Source organism: Pleomorphomonas diazotrophica (assembly GCF_002844595.1).
In the GTDB taxonomy this organism is placed as follows: domain Bacteria; phylum Pseudomonadota; class Alphaproteobacteria; order Rhizobiales; family Pleomorphomonadaceae; genus Pleomorphomonas; species Pleomorphomonas diazotrophica.
Genome location: NZ_PJNW01000002.1, coordinates 1187908 through 1203265, shown reverse-complemented (window position 1 = coordinate 1203265; position 15358 = coordinate 1187908). Strand labels below are relative to the sequence as shown.

At 65.6% G+C, this 15358-nt stretch carries 17 protein-coding genes; 9 read left to right on the top strand and 8 right to left on the bottom strand.

Annotation, left to right across the window (positions count from 1 at the left end; all coding sequences use genetic code 11):
- Window positions 1-5 precede the first annotated feature (5 nt).
- From ribD to CXZ10_RS06630, 4 genes are read left to right on the top strand one after another with little or no spacing between them, the layout of a single operon-like run.
- The gene (gene ribD, locus CXZ10_RS06645; protein WP_180335884.1) at window positions 6-1199 is read left to right on the top strand and encodes a bifunctional diaminohydroxyphosphoribosylaminopyrimidine deaminase/5-amino-6-(5-phosphoribosylamino)uracil reductase RibD; all 1194 of its coding nucleotides are present in this window, start codon (window positions 6-8) and stop codon (window positions 1197-1199) included.
- Between the two features lie 52 nt (window positions 1200-1251).
- The gene (uraD, locus tag CXZ10_RS06640) at window positions 1252-1761 is read left to right on the top strand and encodes a 2-oxo-4-hydroxy-4-carboxy-5-ureidoimidazoline decarboxylase (RefSeq protein WP_101288273.1); all 510 of its coding nucleotides are present in this window, start codon (window positions 1252-1254) and stop codon (window positions 1759-1761) included.
- Window positions 1758-3032 (top strand): allantoate amidohydrolase, encoded by a 1275-nt coding sequence (locus CXZ10_RS06635; protein ID WP_244617294.1) that lies wholly within the window; start codon window positions 1758-1760, stop codon window positions 3030-3032. Before uraD ends, CXZ10_RS06635 begins: the two co-directional genes overlap by 4 nt.
- The gene (locus tag CXZ10_RS06630; protein ID WP_101288271.1) at window positions 3029-4243 is read left to right on the top strand and encodes an ArgE/DapE family deacylase; all 1215 of its coding nucleotides are present in this window, start codon (window positions 3029-3031) and stop codon (window positions 4241-4243) included. Before CXZ10_RS06635 ends, CXZ10_RS06630 begins: the two co-directional genes overlap by 4 nt.
- Window positions 4244-4258: 15 nt before the next feature.
- On the opposite strand, the gene rimO is transcribed toward CXZ10_RS06630, so the two are convergent.
- Complete coding sequence (gene rimO, locus CXZ10_RS06625) at window positions 4259-5593, bottom strand: 30S ribosomal protein S12 methylthiotransferase RimO (RefSeq protein WP_101288270.1); 1335 nt, start codon at window positions 5591-5593, stop codon at window positions 4259-4261.
- Window positions 5594-5803: 210 nt separating this feature from the next.
- On the opposite strand from rimO, the gene CXZ10_RS06620 reads away from it, so the two are divergent.
- Window positions 5804-6190, top strand: a complete 387-nt coding sequence (locus CXZ10_RS06620) for a hypothetical protein (protein ID WP_101288269.1) — start codon at window positions 5804-5806, stop codon at window positions 6188-6190.
- Window positions 6191-6216: 26 nt separating this feature from the next.
- On the opposite strand, the gene CXZ10_RS06615 is transcribed toward CXZ10_RS06620, so the two are convergent.
- Entirely contained in the window at window positions 6217-7029 is an 813-nt protein-coding gene (locus tag CXZ10_RS06615; protein ID WP_101288268.1) for an SPOR domain-containing protein, read from the bottom strand.
- A 243-nt stretch (window positions 7030-7272) separates the two neighbouring features.
- Between CXZ10_RS06615 and CXZ10_RS06610 the strand changes: the two genes are divergently transcribed.
- Window positions 7273-7989 (top strand): DUF502 domain-containing protein, encoded by a 717-nt coding sequence (locus CXZ10_RS06610; protein ID WP_244617295.1) that lies wholly within the window; start codon window positions 7273-7275, stop codon window positions 7987-7989.
- On the opposite strand, the gene sseA is transcribed toward CXZ10_RS06610, so the two are convergent.
- The 6 genes from sseA to CXZ10_RS06580 form a co-directional block, all read right to left on the bottom strand.
- On the bottom strand, window positions 7929-8774 hold the full coding sequence (sseA, locus tag CXZ10_RS06605) for a 3-mercaptopyruvate sulfurtransferase (RefSeq protein ID WP_101288267.1): 846 nt from the start codon (window positions 8772-8774) through the stop codon (window positions 7929-7931). The two genes, CXZ10_RS06610 and sseA, sit on opposite strands and share 61 nt — an antisense overlap.
- Before the next feature lie 20 nt (window positions 8775-8794).
- Complete coding sequence (locus CXZ10_RS06600) at window positions 8795-9529, bottom strand: alanyl-tRNA editing protein (protein ID WP_101288393.1); 735 nt, start codon at window positions 9527-9529, stop codon at window positions 8795-8797.
- 13 nt (window positions 9530-9542) lie between these two features.
- Window positions 9543-10574: a cysteine synthase A gene (locus CXZ10_RS06595; protein WP_101288266.1), complete on the bottom strand. Its 1032-nt coding sequence runs from the start codon at window positions 10572-10574 to the stop codon at window positions 9543-9545.
- Between the two features lie 159 nt (window positions 10575-10733).
- Complete coding sequence (locus CXZ10_RS06590) at window positions 10734-11507, bottom strand: arginyltransferase (RefSeq protein ID WP_101288265.1); 774 nt, start codon at window positions 11505-11507, stop codon at window positions 10734-10736.
- Window positions 11508-11725: 218 nt separating this feature from the next.
- Window positions 11726-12199, bottom strand: a complete 474-nt coding sequence (locus CXZ10_RS06585) for an RDD family protein (RefSeq protein ID WP_101288264.1) — start codon at window positions 12197-12199, stop codon at window positions 11726-11728.
- 80 nt (window positions 12200-12279) lie between these two features.
- Complete coding sequence (locus CXZ10_RS06580; protein ID WP_101288263.1) at window positions 12280-13506, bottom strand: threonine ammonia-lyase; 1227 nt, start codon at window positions 13504-13506, stop codon at window positions 12280-12282.
- A 269-nt stretch (window positions 13507-13775) separates the two neighbouring features.
- Here CXZ10_RS06580 and CXZ10_RS06575 point away from each other — a divergent pair, with 269 nt between their 5' ends.
- Genes CXZ10_RS06575 through CXZ10_RS06565 form a run of 3 tightly spaced genes read left to right on the top strand, consistent with a single transcriptional unit; the run spans window position 13776 to window position 15351 of the window.
- Entirely contained in the window at window positions 13776-14141 is a 366-nt protein-coding gene (locus CXZ10_RS06575) for an NADH-quinone oxidoreductase subunit A (RefSeq protein WP_101288262.1), read from the top strand.
- Entirely contained in the window at window positions 14132-14710 is a 579-nt protein-coding gene (locus CXZ10_RS06570) for a NuoB/complex I 20 kDa subunit family protein (protein ID WP_180335883.1), read from the top strand. The genes CXZ10_RS06575 and CXZ10_RS06570 overlap by 10 nt, the downstream gene beginning before the upstream one ends.
- 23 nt (window positions 14711-14733) lie before the next feature.
- Entirely contained in the window at window positions 14734-15351 is a 618-nt protein-coding gene (locus CXZ10_RS06565; RefSeq protein WP_101288260.1) for an NADH-quinone oxidoreductase subunit C, read from the top strand.
- Window positions 15352-15358: the final 7 nt, after the last annotated feature.

Genomic DNA, 15358 nt, shown 5'->3' with positions numbered 1-15358 from the left:
CGGCGATGACGGTGGCCCGGGGCCAACCGACCGAACTCGACCGCCGCTTCATGGCCGCCGCCATCGCCCTTGGCTGGCGCAATGCCGGCGTCGCCCGGCCTCATCCCTCAGTGGGCGCCATACTGGTGCGAAAGGGGGCGGACGGTTTCGAGGTGATCGCCCGGGCCGTGTCGGCGCCCGGCGGGCGGCCGCATGCCGAGGCGTTGGTACTGGCTGCCGCCGGAAGCCGGGCGCGGGGTGCGACGCTCTACGTGACCTTGGAGCCTTGCCTCAATGGTGGGCCGGCGCCGTCCTGCGTCACGGCGCTGGTCAACGCCGGCGTCGCCCATGTCGTTGTCGGCATCGAAGATCCCGATCCGCGCTATTCCGGCCGCAGCCTCGCCATTCTGGAGCGCAATGGCATCAGGGTGACCAGTGGCGTCCGCGCCGGCGAGGCGGCGCTCCTGCATGCCGGCCATATCGCCCGCTCGCGTCTTGACCGGCCGCACGTCCACCTCCGCCTGATGCTGAGTGCCGACGGCTGCGTCGAGCGGACGGGCGAGGGCACCCGGCCGGTCGCCTCCGCCGCTGCCCGCGCCCACGGTTTCGGCCTCCGCCTCATGCATGACGCCGTCATGGTCGGCAGCGGCACCATCGTTGCCGACGATCCTCGTCTCACCGCCCGCCTGCCGGGCTGCGAGCCCCGCTCACCGGTGCGGGTGATCGTCGACGCCGAGGCGCGAACGCCTATCAACGCCAATGTCGTGGCGCTCGCCCGCACCTCACCGACCTGGATTTTCGTGGCGCCGGATGCGCCGGAAGAGCGGGTGAAGGCGCTGTTCCAGCGTGGCGTTCTGGTGCTGACCGCCGAGCGCGACGCGTCCGGCCGGCTCGACCTCGCCGATGTCCTGTTCCAGATGGGCGGGCTCGGTATCGGCTCGGTACTGGCCGAGGGCGGGGCTCGCCTGGCGCGGTCGCTGCTCGAGGCCGGCATGGTCGATGAGGCGACGGTGATCGTTTCGGAAGAGGCAACCGGCGGCGAGGTGCCCGACCTGCCGCTGACCGAACTCACCGATGCCAAAGCCTTCCGCATCGTCTCCAGCCGATCGTTCGGAGAGGATCGGCTGCTGCATCTTGCCCGCATTGATGGGCGCACCTCGATCCACGACATTCGTCTACCCGTAAGGCCTATTCGGAGGCCTATTGCGGAACCTCTGTGATTTTGCCAACCTCGTTGCGGTTAATGATTTGTATGCCCGAACGGGGACCGCGATGACCCTTCCGACGACCGTCCAGGACGTGAACAGCCTGGGTGCCAAGGCCTTCATGGCCACCTTCGGCGACGTGGCCGAAGATTCTCCCTGGGTGGCCGAGGCCGCCGAGGAAATGCGTCCCTTTCACAACCGCGAAGCCATCGTCGCCGCCTTCGAGCAGGTGCTGCGCTCCGCTGGCCGCGCCGCCAAGCTGGCGCTGATCCGCGCCCATCCTGACCTCGCCACCAAGGCCAAGACCATCGCCGACGATTCCCGTCGCGAGCAGGCCGGCGCCGGCCTCGATGCATTGTCGCCGGAGGAGTTCGCCCGCTTCGAGGCGCTCAACAAGGCCTATCATGAGCGCTTCGGCTTTCCCTTCATTTTCGCGGTGCGCGGGGCAAGAAAGGCCGACATTCTCGCGTCCTTCGAGGAACGGCTCGGCAACAGCCCCGAAGCGGAGTTCGAGCGCGCGCTCGATGAGATCGTCCGCATCTTCCGTTTCCGCATCGAGGACCGGGTCGTATCGTGAGGACACCCGGGGACATCGGCGCCCGCGCCGAGGCAATGCTTGCCGAACTCGCCGCCTTTTCCGACAGCGATGCCAATCTCACCCGCCTCTATCTGTCGCCGGCCCATCGTGCGGCGGCTGACCGTGTGGCCGAATGGATGCGCGAGGCCGGTCTCGACGTCGGCTTCGATGCGCTCGGCACCGTGCGCGGCCGTCTGAAGCCGACGGCGGCGGGGAGGGCAGGCAACCGACGTCTGCTGATCGGCTCACACATCGATACGGTGGTGGATGCTGGCCGATACGACGGCATGCTCGGCGTGGTCGCCGGCATCCTGGCTGCCGAGGAACTCCGGTCCCGCAGCATCGACCTGCCGTTCGGCATCGACCTCCTGGCCTTTGGTGACGAGGAGGGCGTCCGCTTCCCGACCACGCTTGTCTCCAGTTCGGCGGTGGCCGGCTGCCTCGTGCCGTCCGACCTCGACGCCCGCGACGCTGACGGCGTGTCCCTGCGCGACGCACTGCAGGCTTTCGGGGGCGATCCCCAGGCCGCCGCATCGACCGCCTATGCCCGTGACGAGGCGCTCGCCTATCTCGAGGTGCATATCGAACAGGGGCCGGTGCTCGAGGCGGAAGGGTTGCCGCTCGGCATCGTCACCTCCATTGCCGGCCAGTCGCGCTTTTCCATCACCGTCACGGGCGAGGCGGGCCATGCCGGCACCGTGCCCATGACCTTGCGCCGAGATGCGCTGGCGGCGAGCGCCGAGATGATGCTGGCCATCGAGGACGTGGCTCGCGCCGGTGGCGCCCATCAGATGGTCGCCACCGTCGGCCGTCTCGCGGCAAAGCCCGGCGCGGTCAACGTCATTCCCGCCGACGTCACCTTCACGCTCGATATTCGCGCCGACGCCGACGCTCCGCGTCTTGCCGCCATTGCCGAACTCGATGCGCGCTTTCGGGCGATCGCCGGTCGTCGCGGCGTTTCGGTGGCCATGGAAAAATTCTACGAGAGCCCGACGACGCCCTGCGCGCCGCGCCTGCAGGAGGCGTTCGCCGGTGCTGCGCGCGATCTCGGTCTTGCCGACCGGCGGCTCGCCTCGGGCGCCGGCCACGACGGCCACGCCATGCATCATCTGACCGACGTCGGCATGTTGTTCGTGCGCTGTCGTGGCGGCATCAGCCACAACCCGGCCGAACATGCCACCATTGACGACATGGGCCTCGCCGTGGAAGCCTTGATCAAGGCCGTCGAGCGGCTGGCGGCCGATGCCGCATCTTCTGGGGACCTGACATGAAAGCCATCATCGAAGCCGCCTTTGCCGCCGAGGTCGACTTCCTGAAAGCGCTGGTGAAAGTGCCGAGCGACAATCCGCCCGGCGACTGTGCGCCCATCGCCGAGACGGCCGCCGACCAGCTCGAGGCCCTCGGCTTCAGCGTGGAGCGGCATCCGGTGCCGGAACCCTTCGTCCGCCAGAACGGCATGCGGTCGGTGACCAACCTGATCGTTCGCCATGTCTTCGGGGCAGGGAAGGGTCCGGTGATCGCCCTCAATGCCCATGGCGACGTGGTTCCGCCGGGCTCCGGCTGGACCACGCAGCCCTATGGCGCCGAGGAAAAGGGCGGCGCGATCTACGGCCGCGGGGCTGCCGTGTCGAAGTCCGACTTCGCCACCTATGCCTTCGCACTGAAGGCGTTGATCGCCTCCGGGCTCCCCCTAGACGGCACGGTGGAACTGCACCTGACCTTCGACGAGGAGGCCGGCGGCTTCGTCGGCCCGGCCTTCCTGATCGAGCAGGGCCTGTCGAAGCCCGACTACGCCATCTCCGCCGGGTTCTCCTATGCCATCACCACCGCCCATAACGGCGTGCTGCACATGGAGATTATCGTGCGTGGCAGGCAGGCGCACGCCGCCATGCCGGAGACCGGCGTCGATGCCCTGGAGCACGCCGTTCCGATCCTGAAGGCGCTCTACGACGAGCGGCATCGCCTTGGCAGCACCGTTTCGGCGCAGAAGGGCATCGGCTCGCCCAAGCTCACCGTCGGCCTGATCTCCGGCGGCATCAACACCAATGTCGTGCCCGACCGCGTCGCGCTACGTCTCGACCGCCGCCTCATCCCGGAGGAGGTTGGTACCGAGGTGGAGAAGAAGCTGGTGGCGCTGATCGAGGCGGCAACGCCCAAGGTCGATGGTCTTGAGGTGGAGTGCAGACGCATCCTGCTGGCCGAGCCGCTGCGCGAACTGCCCGGTGCCGATCGGCTGGTTTCGGCCATCTCGACCCATGCCAGGGAGGTGCTCGGCGTCGACGTCGAGCCGACCGGCGTCCCGCTCTACACCGACGCACGTCATTACTCGGCTGCCGGCGTTCCGACGGTTCTCTATGGCGCCGGGCCGCGCTCCATCCTGGAGGCCAACGCGCACGCGGCCGACGAGCACGTCCAGCTCTCGGATCTCAAGGCGGCGACGGAAGTCATCGTGCTGACGCTCCGGGATCTCCTCACGGCGTGAGGAGATAGACCAAGGTCAGCCCACCGTGCCCCAGAGGTCGTAGGCGTCGGCGCGCTCGATCTTGGCGGTGACGATGTCGCCGACCCGCATCGGGCGGCGGCTCGTCAGGTGAACCGACCCGTCGATCTCCGGCGCATCCCATTTGGAGCGGCCCTTGGCGACGGTGCCGTTCGCCTCGTCGATGAGAACCGGGATGCGCTTGCCCACCCGGCGCTGCAGCAGCTTCGCCGAGATGCCCTGCTGATGGGCCATGAAGCGGTGCCAGCGGCGCTCCTGCTCCTCCGGCGGCACCAGCGGCAGGCCGAGATCGTTGGCAGCCGCGCCCTTGACGGGCTCGTATTTGAAGCAGCCGACCCGCTCGAGCTTCACCTCGGAGAGCCAGTCGAGCAGCATTTCGAAATCTTCCTCCGTCTCGCCGGGGAAGCCGACGATGAAGGTCGAGCGGATGGCAAGGTCCGGGCAGATCTCGCGCCATTTGGCGATGCGCTCGGCCGTCTTCTCCTGGTGTGCCGGCCGGCGCATGGCGCGCAGCACGTTGGGCGAGGCGTGCTGGAAGGGAATGTCGAGGTAAGGCAGCACCTTGCCCTCGGCCATCAGCGATATGACCTCGTCGACATGCGGATAGGGGTAGACATAGTGGAGGCGCACCCAGATGCCGAACTCCGAGAGCGCGTCGGCCAGATCGTAGAAGCGTGCCCGGATCTCCCGGTCCTTCCACACGCTGGTCTGATACTTGATGTCGACACCATAGGCCGACGTGTCCTGCGAAATGACCAGCAGTTCCTTGACGCCGGCGTTGGCGAGCTTCTCGGCCTCGCGCAGAACGTCGGCCACCGGTCGCGACACGAGGTCGCCCCGGAGCTTCGGGATGATGCAGAAGCTGCAGCGGTTGTGGCAGCCCTCGGAAATCTTGAGATAGGCATAGTGGCGCGGTGTCAGCTTGACGCCCTGCGGCGGCACCAGGTCGACGAAGGGGTCATGGGCCGGCGGGATGGCCTCATGCACGGCACTCATCACGCTTTCATAGGCTTGCGGGCCGGTGATGGCGAGGACTCCGGGGAAGGCGTCGCGGATCTGTTCGGGTTCGGCGCCCATGCAGCCGGTGACGATGACCTTGCCATTCTCGGCCATCGCCTTGCCGATGGCGTCGAGGCTTTCGGCCTTGGCGCTGTCGAGGAAGCCGCAGGTGTTGACGATGACCACATCGGCGCCATCGTGGCGACGGGCGATCTCGTAGCCCTCCGAGCGCAGATGGGTGACGATCCGCTCGCTGTCGACCAGGGCCTTCGGGCAGCCGAGGCTGACGAAGGAAATCTTCGGAGCGGTATCGGAGCGGGCATCGATAGTCATTGCGGCGAAATCCTGAGCTTTTGAGGCCGAGATGCATGGAGAGCTTTTGCCGTGTCGTCAAGATGGCGGCGCGAAATCGCCGAAAAGCCATGCTGTGATTGGTGACGTGGAGCTTCACGTACCGATCACCTTTTGCGGCGCTCTGAAAAGGAAATCGCAAAGACTTTGGCGCTAGTGTATGCTCCTGGTATCAACGAGTATCGAGGCCTCATGCGTTTCCCGACGTCCCGTATCTCCAAGCCGTTTGCGGCCATGGCCGCCGTTGTCGCCGTTCTCGCCCTTGGGGGCTGCGCCAGCGGACCGTCCGATTTTCTCTCCATGGCGTCCAGTGAGCCGAAGGCGGAGGAGCCGCTTGTCCGCGATGCCAATCAGCAGGCGGCGCTGGCGGCCGCGCTGGCCGCTCAGAGCCGCGGCGACCGGATGCCGTCCGACAACGCGTCGTCCGTGATGGCCCTGTCGGTTGTGCGGCAGCAGCAGAACGAAGAGGCACAGGCGCTCATCCAGGAGACCGAGACGGCGTTCAAGCCTGTCGAGGCGCCGGTCTGCGATCCCTACTCGGCCGATCCGGCGGCCGCCTGCCCAGCGAAAGCTCCGTGACGAGCGGTGCGTGCAGATTTCGTCCGTCAATGCATTGAAAGCTGCTGTCCCAGATAAAAGGCGGGAAGACACTTGATGCCGGACGCCTCGGCCTTGCCACATCGCTCGGCCGCTTCGGCGGCGTTGCGGAACGGTCCGGCAATCAGCAGCAGTTCGGTGCGACCGCCACGATCGCGGATGGTGGCCAAGCCGTCGAGCCCCTCGAACAGCGCCGGGTACTGCCTGACGAGGTCCGACCACGCGGCCTTCAGCGTGGCGAGATCGCCGTAGGCGCCGAGCTCCATTCCGAACTGGGTATAGGCGGCTTCCCCCTGAGAGCTGCCGTCGGGCGGCACGAGATCGTCGAAGTTGCGCGTCGACGCCAGCCCGGTGGCCGTGGAGCCGGGCGCCGGCGCCGAGGGGCTGCCGATGCTGCCAGTCATTTCCGAAAAGCGGCCTTCCATCTTGCCGACCCTCTCCGAAAGGGCGTCGATCTGGCCGCGTAGCAACTCGGTCGCCTGCCGGAGCGCCGCATTCTCGATCCGCACCTTGGCGAGCTCGGTCGCAATGTCCGCGTCGCGGACCGGTGCGCCGACCATGTCGCTGCGGCCATTCGACGGCGTCGCGATGGACCCGGCTTCAGGGGCCGGCGTGCCCCGCAGAAGCGTAGCCCCCCCGCCTGATGCAACCGGACGTGGCGCCGGCGCGGTGGGCTCCTTGGCCGGATTGCGGTAAACGAGGGCGACTACGGCAAAGAGCAGCGCCAACCCGGCGATGGTGAGCCACACCGACAGCGCAAAGGAGCCGGAACCGGACACGCCGCCTCCGCCGCCATATCTGTCGTCACGCTCGCCGTTCACGAGAGCACCCCAACGCCGAAAGGCCGCATTTCGGCCAGTCTCTTCCATAAAGGATGAGGAAGCCGATTCACTCAAGGACAATGAGTCGCCGCGAGCGTCTGTTGTCGTGCTTACCCACGGGTGTTTCACAATTGCGTCATCGGCGACATGGCGAGGTTGCTGCGAAAGGGAAAACTTCACTTGTTGCCCGTGCCTCGGCAATATGGGCAAGGAGCGGATGTTGAATCGGGAAGGACCGGCGGCGTGACGAGACTGAGGAACTACTTCCTGACTGGGCTGCTGGTGGCCGGCCCGGCGGGCATCACCATCTATATCACCTGGTCGATGGTGTCGTGGATCGACAGCTGGGTGAAGCCCTACCTGCCGATCGCCTATAACCCCGACACCTACCTGCCGTTCCGCGTTCCGGGTTACGGCCTGGTGGTCGCCGTGATCGTCATCACGCTGATCGGTTTTCTGACCGCGAACATCGTCGGCGCTTCGATCTTCTCCTTCTCGGAGGAGATGTTCGACCGCATGCCGCTGGTGCGTAATCTCTACAAGGGATTGAAGCAGATCTTCTCGTCGGTGCTGGCCGACAAGGGCAACGCGTTCAAGCAGGCGGCGCTGGTGCGCTTTCCGCATGCCGGCATCTGGACCATCGGCTTCGTCGCCGGTTCAACCCGGGGCGAGGTTGCCGAACGGCTGGAGGGCGGCGATGACATGCTCACCGTCTACGTGCCGACCACGCCCAACCCGACTGGCGGCTATCTCGTCTTCATCCGGCGCGAGGACGTGATCATTCTGGACATGACGGTCGAGGATGCCGCCAAGTTCGTGATTTCCTTCGGGCTCGTGACCGCGCAGTCTTCCGACGCCGCCGAAAGCCTGATCCGTACCCTGTCCAGAGGAAACCCCCGTCAGTCGGTGACGACCGACGCATCGGAGCGTCCGCCCCACTCGGTCCAGGAGCCGTCGTAGATCGCAACGTCGCGTGCCCCGACCACGTCGAGGGCGAGCGCGATCACCGCCGCCGACACACCCGAGCCGCAACTGGCGATCACCGGCTTGTTCGTATCGATGGCGCGGGCTGCGAACAGGGTGCGGAGGTCGGCAGCCGACTTCAGCCGTCCGGCCTCGATCGCCTCCCCGAAGGGCAGGTTGATGGCGCCGGGCATGTGCCCGGACCTGAGACCGACGCGCGGCTCCGGCTCCCGGCCGTGGAAGCGTCCGGCCGACCGGGCGTCGACGATCTGCGCTTCGCCGCCGAGCGCCGCCTTCACCTCGTCAAAGCTGCGGACGGCCGTCGGGTCGAAACGCGGGGTGAAGACCGCCGGAGCGCGGTTCGGCTCTCCGGCTTCCAAAGGCAGTTCGGCGGCGATCCAGGCGGGAAGGCCACCATCGAGAAGCACCACGTCGCGCGCGCCCATGATCCGGAAACTCCACCAGACACGCGCCGCCGAGAACAGGCCGACGCTGTCGTAGATGACGATGGTCTGGTTGTCGCGGATGCCGAGCGCGCCCACCGCGGCCGCGAAGGCGTCCGGCGTCGGCAGCATGTGCGGCAGGGGTGAGGAAGTGTCGGCGATGGCGTCGAGGTCGAAGAACACGGCGCCAGGAACATGACCGGCGAGATACTCGGCCCGGCCGCTACGGCCGGCCGCCGGCATATGCCAGGAACCGTCGACGGCAATCACGTCGGGATCCTCGATATGGCGCAGCAGCCAGTCGGTGGTGACGAAATGTCGGTCGGGATGCACGGGCATCGGGGCCTCCGGATGTTGGCTTAGGCGGCTTCGGCGGGCGGGCCGAACCGCAGGCGGACACGGCGATTGATGCGGCCCTTGCTTTCGATCTTGGCGATATGCATCTCGCCGATCTCGCCTGTCGACTTGACGTGGGTTCCGCCGCAGGGTTGCAGATCGATATCGGTGCCGATGCGCACGAGGCGCACCCGTCCGGCACCGGTCGGCGGCTTGACCTTCATCGTCTTGACGAGAGTGGGGTTGGCAGCGAGCTCGGCGTCGGTAATCCACTCCGTGGTCACCGCATGATCGGCGCGGATCAGGGCGTTGAGCGCCTCGGTGGCCGAAACCTTCTCCACCGTCTCTCCCTCCGGAAGGTCGAAATCGAGCCGGCCCTCCTCGATGCCCACCTGGCCGCCGGTCACCGGATAGGGCAACACCACCGAAAGAAGATGCATGGCCGTATGCATCCGCATCAGGGCGTGACGACGTGCCCAGTCGACGTGCTGGATGATCGTCTGGCCGAACTCCGGCAAGTCCTGATTCTCTTCCGGAACCAGAAGAATCGAAGACCTGTCAGAGCTGTATATGGCATTCTTGATGTTTGTTCTGAACCCTGTTCCCCATTCGATCGAGCCGCTGTCGCCGGGCTGGCCGCCGCCCTGCGGATAGAAGATCGAGCGGTCGACATAGAGCCCGCCGTCCGTGCCGACGGCGGTCACCGTCGCCTCGGCGAGATCCAGGTAAGGGTTGTCGAGGTACATGGCCTCGGTCATCTTCATACCTCCGTCATGCCGCCTCGAAGGGCGGCCTGAACTTCCTCGGAGCATCGAGCCACTTCGGCACCATCAGGTTCTTGCTCCTCAGAAACGCCGGGTTGTACAGCTTCGACGCATAACGCGCACCACCGTCGCAAAGCACGGTGACGATGGTGTGTCCCGGACCGAGCTCGCGGGCGAGGGCGATGGCGCCGGCGACGTTGATGCCGGAAGAGCCGCCAAGGCAGAGCCCTTCGTGCTCCACGAGATCGAACAACACCGCCAATGCTTCCTCGTCGGAGATGCGGCAGGAGAAGTCGACCGGCGCACCCTCGAGGTTGGCGGTGATCCGGCCCTGGCCGATGCCCTCGGTGATCGACGATCCTTCCGCCTTGAGTTCACCGGTCGTGTACCAAGCGTGGAGGGCGGCGCCATGCGGATCGGCCAGGCCGATCTTCACGCCGGGCTTCAGCGCCTTGAGACCGATGCCGACGCCGGCCAGCGTACCGCCCGAGCCGACGGCGCAGATGAACCCGTCCACCTTGCCCCCCGTCTGCTCGAAGATCTCGCGGGCAGTGGTCTCGATGTGAGCCTGGCGATTGGCGACATTGTCGAACTGGTTGGCCCAGACGGCGCCTTGCGGTTCGGTCTTCGCAAGCTGGTCGGCGAGGCGGCCGGACAGCTTCACATAGTTGTTGGGGTTGCGGTAGGGCACGGCCGGCACCTCCACCAGCTCGGCCCCCACCATGCGAAGGTAATCCTTCTTCTCCTGCGACTGGGTCTCGGGAATGACGATCACCGTCCTGAGGCCGAGGGCGCTGCCGACCATGGCAAGGCCGATGCCGGTGTTGCCGGCGGTGCCCTCCACCACGGTGCCGCCGGGATTGAGGCGCCCGGTCGCCAGCGCATCGCGGATGATGTAGAGGGCGGCGCGGTCCTTCACCGACTGGCCGGGGTTCATGAACTCCGCCTTGCCGAGAATCTCGCAGCCGGTCTCCTCGGAAGCGCGCCGCAGGCTGATCAGCGGCGTGTTGCCGATGGTGTCGAGAATGCTAGCGGTCATTGAGGCGCCTCCCGTGGGTGCGGCCGGCCGACGCCAGCCCGGAAAAACATGAGCACCCACCTGAAAAGTGTGGCTTTCCAGCGAAAGCGGATGCGAAATATGGAGCCGAAGCCAACCGCCGCATCAACTCGATCGACTTTGGCTTCGGAGAAAAGTCCTTTACGCGAGCTCGGTCTCGATCGGCTCGTCGGGCAGTATCGCCCAGCCGGTGGGAGTGAGGTATTCGAGCGGCTTGTAGCGACGCTTGTAGTCCATCTTGCGCGAGCCCTGTACCCAATAACCGAGATAAAGATAGGGCAGGCCGCGCCGCCGCGCTCGCTCGATATGGTCGAGGATCATGAACGTGCCGAGCCCGTCGCTCTGCAGGTCGGGCTCGTAGAAGGAATAGACCATGGAAAGGCCGTCGATCAGCACGTCGGTCAGCGCCGCGCCGATCAGCGGGCCGTCACCCATGCCGTTCAGGAAGGTATTGATGCCGCGTCGCCGGTACTCGATCATCATGGTCGAGACATGCGTCTCCTCCACCATGGCGGCATAGTCGCCCACCGTCATGTCCACCATGCCGCCGTCGGCGTGGCGGGCGTCGAGATAGGAACGGAAGAGCGAATACTGCTCGCCGGTCGCCGCCGGCGGCAGTTCGGCGCCGATCAGGTGGCTATTACGCGTGTAATTGCGCCGCTGGCTCTTGTCGGGCCGGAAGTCGTCGACGCGCACCCGCACGGAGATGCAGGAACGGCAGTCTTCGCAGGCTGGGCGATAGGCGATGTTCTGGCTGCGTCGGAACCCGCCATGGCTCAGGATGGAGTTCATCGCGGCGGCGCGCTCGCCCACCATATGCGTAAACACCTTGCGTTCCGTCTTGCCCGGCAGATAGGGGCAGGCGGACGGCGCGGTCAGAAAGAATTGAGGCGCGTCGGTCGGGTGTTGCGTCATGGGTTCGTGCGTCGGTCTGTTCCGCCGATCTTGGCATCTTTCGTCGGCTCTGGCGAGATACCAAGATCAACGGAACCGGGCGCGCTGGCATACTCGAAGCCGCAAAAGCGGCTTCCGGCGCCAAGTGGCGCCGCGCGTAGCGAGTCTTTCGGGACGAAGCCCCGAAAGACGGAAAGCGGAGCGGAAGCCTGAGGGCCGCCGGCGATTGAGGCCGACAATCAATATCGATTGACGAAGACGATGCCGAGCACGATGTCATGCAGCAGGCGCTTGTTCTCGGTGAACAGCGAGACCAACAGCACCAGCGGCGTCAGGATCGATACCGAGAAGTAGAACAGCACGGCGTGGATGCCCGCAACGCCGGGATTGAGGCGGCTGCCGTCCATGAAGCGGGCCTCGATGCCCTGGCTGCGCATGCCCACGGTGGCCGAATAGGGGCCGCCGAGCGAGAAGGCGCAATAGACGAGCGCCACCGCCGGCCAGAGGATCGGGTAGAGCAGCCAGCCGAGGCCGAGCGTCACGATGCCCAGGAAGAACACTACCACGCCGACCGCGAAGGTGAGCAGGGCTATGATGACGGCGTCGATCAGGAAGGCGATGACACGGCGCGTACGGATGCCGCTGACGGCGCTGGGGTTGGGCCGGCCCTCGTCAATGATGTAATCGGCGGCGTCATAGGTCCGGTTGGACATGGAAATCTCCCTCGGGGACAATGAGCCGCATATGGGAATGCCGCCTGCGACTTCAATGCGCCTTGAGCCGGCAATGCCGCCTATTCCGCCGATTTTCGATCGACGCCATAGCCTTTCGCCCTCAGTGCACCGATGATCTCCTCGGCATGGTGGCCGTCGCGCGCTTCGAGCGTGATGTCCAGCGACGCGCCCTTGGCCGGAATCTCCAGCGCCGTCCGGCGGTGCGACACCTCCAGGATGTTGCCGCCGGCGTCGCCGATCAGCGTGGTGATGGCGCCGAGCGTGCCCGGACGGTCGGGAATAGCGAGGCGTATGGCGACGATCTTCTCCTCGCGGGCGAGCTCGCGCATCATGATCGACGCAAGGATGCGCGGGTCGATGTTGCCGCCCGACAGAACCAGACCGACCTTCCTGCCGCGAAAGAGATCGGGTTCGGCGAACATCGCGGCGAGGCCGGCGGCGCCGGCGCCTTCGGCCATGGTCTTTTGCAGCGTGAGGTAGGCGTTGACGGCCCGTTCGAGATGGCTTTCGTCGACCAGCACGATGGCATCGACGAGGTCGCGGACCACTGGCAGGGTCCTTCGCCCGGCTACCTTGACAGCGATGCCCTCGGCCAGCGTTGCGCCACCGGACATGGCGTCGACCCCCTTCACCGCCGCCCACATGGACGGATACATGCGTGTCTCGACGCCGATGACGCGAATGTCGGGTTTCAGCGCTTTGGCCGCCGTCGCCATGCCGGCGATGAGGCCACCACCGCCAATCGGCACGGCGATCACGTCGAGATCCGGCCGCTCCTCGAGCATTTCCAGCGCCAGCGTGCCCTGGCCGACAATCACGTGGTTGTCATCATAGGGGTGGATAAAGACGAGATTCTCGTCGGCGCCGATGCGCTCGGCCGCCAGCGCCGCCTCGGCTACCGTTTCGCCCTCCAGAATGACGCGGGCGCCGTAGCCCGTCGTCGCCGAAACCTTCACATGCGGCGTCGTCACCGGCATGACGATGGTTGGCGCGACACCGAGCCGCACCGCATGATAGGCCACCGCCTGCGCGTGATTGCCGGCAGACATGGCGATGACCCCACGTCGCCGCTCGTCGTCCGAGAGCGCCAGAAGGCGGTTCAGCGCCCCGCGCTCCTTGAAGGCCGAGGTCACCTGAAGGTTCTCGTATTTGACGTAGACGTCGGCCCCCGTGAGCTGGTTGAGACGGGGCGCCGGCAGGAATGGAGTATGCATCACCTGACCGGAAATCGCGTCCCTGGCGGCGCGAATGTGAGCGAGCGTGATCAGCTTTTGAGCGTCGAGCATTTGTTTTTTCAAGCTTTTCTGAGACGCCTTCATCGGAGGGATCAGGTGGGAGAACCCATTTGTGAAAACATGCGTTTCTTGGTCAAGTTTCACGGATTGCCTGAGGGGTAGCCCTGAGCGTAATAAACCTTAGAAAGGGACCTTCGACACCCTTGCGAAGTCAAGGTCTATCCGCTAACCGTGCCACAAGCAATTCGGCGACCCCACGCGACTCCTCGGCAAATTGTCACGTTGCGCAAATGGGTTGCGTCCGAACCAACGAGGTCACAATGGACGAACTCCTTCGGGACTACCTGCCGGTGATCATTTTCCTCGGCGTGGCGTTGGCCATCGGTCTGGCGCTTCTGGTCTCGCCTTTCCTGCTGGCTTTCAAGAATCCCGATCCGGAAAAGCTGTCGGCCTACGAGTGCGGCTTCAACGCATTCGACGACGCCCGCATGAAGTTCGACGTTCGCTTTTATCTGGTGTCGATCCTCTTCGTGATCTTCGACCTGGAAGTCGCCTTCCTGTTCCCCTGGGCCGTGGCCTTCAAGGACGTTGGCGTGTTCGGCTTCTGGTCGATGATGGTCTTCCTCGGGGTGCTGACCATCGGCTTCGCCTATGAATGGAAGAAGGGGGCGCTGGAATGGGACTGAGCCCGAGAGAAACGCTGGTGTCGCCCGCCCCCAAGGGCATCATCGATCCCCGTACCGGCAAGCCGATCGGCGCCGATGACGGCTTCTTCACCGACATCAACGACGAGCTGGCCGACAAGGGCTGGCTCGTTACCTCGACCGAAGAGCTGATCCACTGGGCCCGCACCGGCTCGCTGATGTGGATGACCTTCGGTCTGGCCTGCTGCGCCGTCGAGATGATGCAGGTGTCGATGCCGCGCTACGACGTCGAGCGCTTCGGCTTCGCGCCGCGCGGCTCGCCCCGTCAATCCGACGTGATGATCGTCGCCGGCACGCTGACCAACAAGATGGCGCCGGCTCTCCGCAAGGTCTACGACCAGATGCCGGAGCCGCGCTACGTCATCTCCATGGGCTCCTGCGCCAACGGCGGTGGCTACTACCACTATTCCTACTCGGTGGTGCGTGGCTGCGACCGCATCGTGCCGGTCGATATCTACGTGCCCGGCTGTCCGCCGACTGCCGAGGCGCTGCTCTATGGCGTGCTGCTGCTTCAGAAGAAGATCCGCCGCACCGGCACCATCGAGCGCTGAGCGACAACGAGGCTGGGTAAAACATGAGCGAAGCCCCGAAGGATTTGATCGGCGAGTTGGCTGAGGCTGTCCGAAGCGCCCTCGGCTCCGACGCGCTGTCGGTCGATGTCGCCTTTGGCGAGGTGACGGTCCTCGTGCAGCGCGAGCGTATCGTCGAGACCGTGACCCTGCTGCGCGACAGGCCGGATCTCGGTTTCGTCAGCATCATTGACATTTGCGGTGCCGACTATCCGCAGCGTGCCGACCGCTTCGACGTGGTCTATCACCTGCTGTCGCCGACCCGGAATGCCCGCATTCGCCTGAAGGTGACCACGGACGAAGAGACGCCGGTGCCGTCGATCACGTCGGTGTTCCCCGGCGCCCTGTGGTTTGAGCGGGAGGCCTACGATCTCCTTGGCATCCTGTTCTCCGGTCACCCGGAGCTCAGGCGCCTTCTGACCGACTACGGCTTCGATGGTCATCCGCTCCGCAAGGACTTCCCGATGACCGGCTATGTCGAGGTCCGCTATGACGACACGCAGAAGCGCGTCGTCTACGAGCCGGTCAAGCTCAACCAGGAATTCCGCAACTTCGACTTCCTGTCACCCTGGGAAGGCACGACCTACGTGCTGCCGGGCGACGAGAAGGTCAGGACGAACTGAGGCGCGC